Origin of the sequence: Testudinibacter sp. 'clade 2', assembly GCF_006227735.1 — a bacterium.
Classification (GTDB): Bacteria; Pseudomonadota; Gammaproteobacteria; order Enterobacterales; family Pasteurellaceae; genus Chelonobacter.
In genome coordinates this window covers 1-4955 of sequence record NZ_VDHB01000143.1, presented here as the reverse complement: position 1 = coordinate 4955, position 4955 = coordinate 1, and the positions used below count along the sequence as shown (strand labels likewise).

The 4955-nt window shown below is 43.9% G+C and carries 3 protein-coding genes; all 3 read right to left on the bottom strand.

Annotated elements, in window-relative coordinates:
* Nucleotides 1-177: 177 nt before the first annotated feature.
* The 3 genes from FHQ30_RS10730 to FHQ30_RS10720 all read right to left on the bottom strand — a co-directional run bounded on the left by FHQ30_RS10730 (nucleotide 178) and on the right by FHQ30_RS10720 (nucleotide 4945).
* Complete coding sequence (locus tag FHQ30_RS10730; RefSeq protein WP_139610985.1) at nucleotides 178-471, bottom strand: type II toxin-antitoxin system YafQ family toxin; 294 nt, start codon at nucleotides 469-471, stop codon at nucleotides 178-180.
* Nucleotides 464-748, bottom strand: coding sequence for a type II toxin-antitoxin system RelB/DinJ family antitoxin (locus FHQ30_RS10725; protein ID WP_139608896.1), 285 nt, complete (start codon nucleotides 746-748; stop codon nucleotides 464-466). Before FHQ30_RS10725 ends, FHQ30_RS10730 begins: the two co-directional genes overlap by 8 nt.
* A gap of 930 nt (nucleotides 749-1678) precedes the next feature.
* Nucleotides 1679-4945 carry an Ig-like domain-containing protein gene (locus FHQ30_RS10720; protein WP_267963794.1) on the bottom strand — a complete coding sequence of 1089 codons (3267 nt, stop codon included), beginning with the start codon at nucleotides 4943-4945 and terminating at the stop codon, nucleotides 1679-1681.
* Nucleotides 4946-4955: the final 10 nt, after the last annotated feature.

Sequence of the window (4955 nt, the reverse complement as noted above, 5' to 3'; positions counted from 1 at the left end):
AGGATGTTCGGGTTGTACCCAGGGCGGATGAGGGTGAATCAATGTTTGTTGCCCCCTCATCCTGATTTTTGCTTCTGAACGAAGCAAAAATCTGTCCTTCTCCCACAAGGGGCGAAGGACGGTGCGGTTAGTTTGATATTTGATAGAACTTGTGGAAAAAAGCCAAACGCTGCTTACTTAATGATCAGCATTTTTGAATATTTCAGAATGCGTATCTAAATAATGTAATTCTACCGTGTTATCATCATCTGAAATTTTATAAAGTAGCACTAAATCATTTTTAATGTGGCAATCTCTAAATGCTTTTAAATTTCCTTTTAATTGATGATCTCGATATCTTTCTGGTAGAGGAACACGTTGTGTTAAGCAAGTGACCACCTCTGCCCATTCGACACTAGCCAGTTGTAAAAAATATTTTTTTGCGTTCCGCCGAAAAGAGCTAAAAATCTCAATTTTCCGAGCATTATTCATCAAGAGCCGCCATCATTTCATCAATGGTATCAAATTTAATCGACTTACCTTCTTTTTGCTCCTGCTGATTTTTGAGTAATACAGCCAATACTTTATCAGACAATTCAACATCTTGATTTGCTTGCCAATCAAATGATAACGGTACAACTTTAGTTTTAATCACTTGATTTGCAAACAGTTTAAATGCTTGTGGCACAGTTAATCCATAACCCGCAACAATTTCAGCAAATTGACGCTTCACGGTTGGATCAAAATTCATATTAAAATTTGCACTCATATCTCACCCTATTATTACTTTATTTATTCTTTATTTTATCTTTATTTTTATTCACCCTCAAGCAACTTTTCTGCGGTTGTAGATATTGCTGGCTGAGCGAAGTCAAAGCCTACTCTATGCCAAGTGCGGTTTATCCTGCGCACAAACGAACAGGGTTAAACATAAATAAGCTACTCCGTAGCCTAACATCATCAACCTTATACACAGCCACAGCATGGCTGATTTATGCTCCCCCTGACGTTTCGCCAGGGGACGTCGGCTGGCTTTTCAAAAACTCTGGGCTAAACCCACTTTTCAAAACAAATTCAAGCTTTTCCATTACTTCATCGTGTGGAATAAGTTTAATTTCCCCTGTCATCACTTCTTGTAAGAAACGTTACCCTTCCGTCAAAGATTGTTCAAAAGCCGATAAGATTTTTTCTTGAAAAGCCGTCTGCTTCGGCTGTGCTTTTGCTTGAACTCCTTGCATAACATTTCCCCTGTGCGTTATTGCTCTGTTCTGGGTAGGACTGAAATTAAAACTTTTATCTTATATTGGGATCATCATTGTACGCAACATGCCTTTCATTGCAGTATGTGCGTTTTTTAGTAAGTCTTTCGCTAACCCGAAGTGTAAACGATGTCATCGGGTTATTTTGTAAAGGATGTCTTAGGGTTGTACCTCATTATTTCCTTCTCCCTTGATGGGAGAAGGTGCCCGCAGGGCGGATGAGGGTGAATCAATGTTTGTTGCCCCCTCATCCTGATTTTCGCTTCTGAACGAAGCAAAAATCTGTCCTTCTCCCACAAGGGGCGAAGGAAAGTGCGGTTGATTTTCCAAGAATTTCGTGCATAAAAAAACACCCCGTCAGCAAGCTGACAAGGTGTTTGTCTTTTGGTGAACCGCACTTTTTGCAAAGTGCGGTTTAAATAATTGTGACGAATCAATTATTAAACAATCTGAATACCTTGTTCAATATAGATAGTTTGTGTGCCACCATACAAGCCGCCACCGATACTCCATGTATCATAAGTATGACCATCTACGGTGACAGCAGCACCTTTGCTCCAAGTTGCCACGGCAGCTGAATCATATTGTCCGATACTATCTCCTAAATCAACGGTTGATGTACTATTACCTTGGATATACATCGCAGTTTGACCGTTGGTTTTATCTAATGCGTCGTTATATGCAGGTTTGTAGATATTAATACGGTTGCCCGCGCCTAAGTCTACATTCTCCACACCAAACACATTAGATGCACTGATAGTCGAACCGGTGCCGGTAATGGTCAACGTGTCATCGGTTGCACTGCTACCGTTGACTTTACCACCAGACATTTTACCAACTTCAATGATATCTCCAGCTCCCATATTAATAGTACCGCCGGACATGGTGCCGATTTTCACAGTGTCAATATCGGTATCGGTGCCAGTATTCACCACACCATCAGTCATGGTAGTGATATTCACCTTATCTGCACCAGTACCCATATTGATGGTTGCACCGCCGGATAATGGACGACCCAACTGACCAATCACTAATGTATCATTACCACTACCCAAATCAATCAGTGTTCCACTGCCACCACTAACTACTCCACCAATGGTTACACTATCCTGACCTGCGCCACCGTAAATTTTAGCATTGATACCAGTGGTAAAGCCCATATCACCTTGAACCAATAAGGTATTGACATCAGTTGCCAAATCGGTGTTATTATCATTACCCAAGCTCAAACCATTGGTATATGTGGTTTCATAGTTACTTGAATAAGATCGGCCACTACCTAAATCAATAACCGCTTCAGCATCCAAGTCGCCTTGTACCGTGACATTATCCGAACCGCTGCCAGCATACACAAAGCCTGCTAATACATCACTACGGATAACAACTGTGTCATTGCCACTTTCCATAAACACATGAGGTTTCAATGAATCAACGCCTGGTGCGCCAATCATGCTACCGACTTCATAGCTGTCGTTGCCTTCGCCCATATAAACACGGCTCAACGCCTGTTGGTTACCGCGAATCTTGAGCAGATCGTTACCTTGCCCCAGATCCACAGTGGTAATACTCATCGATGAATCATAGTTTTCACCACTTGCACCGCTATTCGACACATTACCAAGTGAGCCGGTAACAGTGCCATTTAACCAATAGCCAACATAGAAGCTGTCATCATAATCTGATCCCATCGCTACAGAGGGCCCTTCAAGCAATTGTTTTGTATTATCGCCATCTGGATAAACAATACCGGTCATCAGGTTGAAGTCAGCATCCAAGAAAGGTATTGCAAACGGTTGGGAATCAATAATCATCCCTTCAGCCACACCACTGCCACTTAATACATATCCACTCGGCAATTTTAAGGTTGCGATAACTGATTCATTCGTTTCTCCACCAAATACACTAGTGACACTTAATGCATCATTAATCGGATCTACCGTAAAACTTGCCTTGGTTTCTCCGGCTTTAATAATGACGGTCACTTGAGAACCAGATACGGTTCCACCAGCCAGTACATAATCAGCACCGGCTTTGCCTGGTACAGTTGCTTGCCCTCCTAGATCAATAGTCACTTCCGTATCTTTAACTACTGGTTTTGAAGCTGTCACTGTAAAGGTCATGACGGATCCCGCTGAAGAATCATTTTCACGCTGCACAGGATCCGCTACGGAAATTGATAACGTTGTTAACGAAGTATCATTAATTGTAGTCTCTGCCGATTTTCCACCTAAATCCATGCTCAAGGTTTCATTGCCTTCTGTCAGCTGATCAGCAACAATCGGGTAGCTGATGGTGAAGCTGGTTACACCTGCCGGAATCACCAGTTTACCGGTACTGTCTACAGTTACACCATTGCTGTATGTTGGTTTACCGTAGTCATCAGCAGAAGCAGAGCCACCTAACACTGGTGCTGCAATAGTCCCACCTTTATGACCGTCAACCAAGCTGACAGTAAATACTGCGTTGCTACCTTCGTTTACAGAGTTTGGAACTGTCAAAGAAGTCACCTCTAGGTTTGGTGAGGTTTCTTTAGTATTCGCCGTAGTATCTGTTGCCGCCTTCGGTGTATTGCCTGCTTCATCAGTTGCTGTACTGCTCGCTACTGCAGTGATGGCACCATTTGCCAATGAGCTAAGATCCGCTGTCGTAGCATAAGCACCATCTGTGACTACCGCTGTAACCTCGACTGTTTTTCCGTCTTTATCAGTTAATGTTACAGTAACCGTACCACCATCAATGACATCTGCTGTGCCGGATACTGCGACGGCAGTAACATTATCATCATTAATAGTATTGGCTACATTTACCGTTAAGATTGATACTGTATCAATAGTGACTGATACATTTTCGGTGCTGGTATTACCGGCTACATCTTTTGCAGTAACAAGCGCTGTATAGTCACCATCAGTTAATGCTGTTGGTGTAACAGACCAAGTACCATCTTGACCCACAGTCGTTTTTAAGGTTTGACCACCGACTACTACTTCAATGCTCGCACCTACTTCACCTGTACCTTTGATAGTTGGTGTATTGTCATTCGTGATAGCATCAGAATTAGAAATACCACTGTCACTTGAACTATCTAATTGAGCAGTCAGCGCTGGTAACACAGTATCAACAGTCACGTCCTCTTTATCACTAGCTGGATTCCCTGCCAGATCCTTCACGCTAGCAGTTGCTTCTAACAAACCTTGCGGTAATTTTGCCACATCCGCTGCCGGTACAGTCGCTGTCCATGTGCCATCGTTACCTACAACCGCCGTGTACTCTTTACCGTTCAGGGTCACGGTTACTGTTTGTCCCGCTTCAGCCGTGGTGGTACCGCTGATGGCAACATCCCCTTTCGCTTCTGCTGCATTGATGTAACCCTCAGAAATCGGATCAATGCTCAGCGTTGGGGCGCTGCTATCTTTGCTATTCGCCGTTGTATCTGTCGCATCAGCCGGGGCATTACCTGCCGCATCCGTCGCAGTGCTGCTGGCGGTGGCGGTAATCGCACCGTCTTTCAAGCCACTGGCATCCACCGTCGTTGCGTATTTGCCGTCGGTTACGGTGGCTGTCACAGTGACCGTGTTGCCTTCGGCATCGGTCAAGGTGATTTTCACTTCGCTGCCGTTTGGCAAATCGCTGGCTCCGCTTACCGGCACCGCACTTGCATTGGTTGCGTTGATGGTATCAGCTACATCCACGGTCAAGGTCGGTAACACTGTGTCAACT

What these genes read in the sequence shown, in the direction of transcription:
- FHQ30_RS10730 (WP_139610985.1), bottom strand. Translation starts at nt 471, where the DNA reads ATGAATAATGCTCGGAAAATTGAGATTTTTAGCTCTTTTCGGCGGAAC.
- FHQ30_RS10725 (WP_139608896.1), bottom strand. Translation starts at nt 748, where the DNA reads ATGAGTGCAAATTTTAATATGAATTTTGATCCAACCGTGAAGCGTCAA.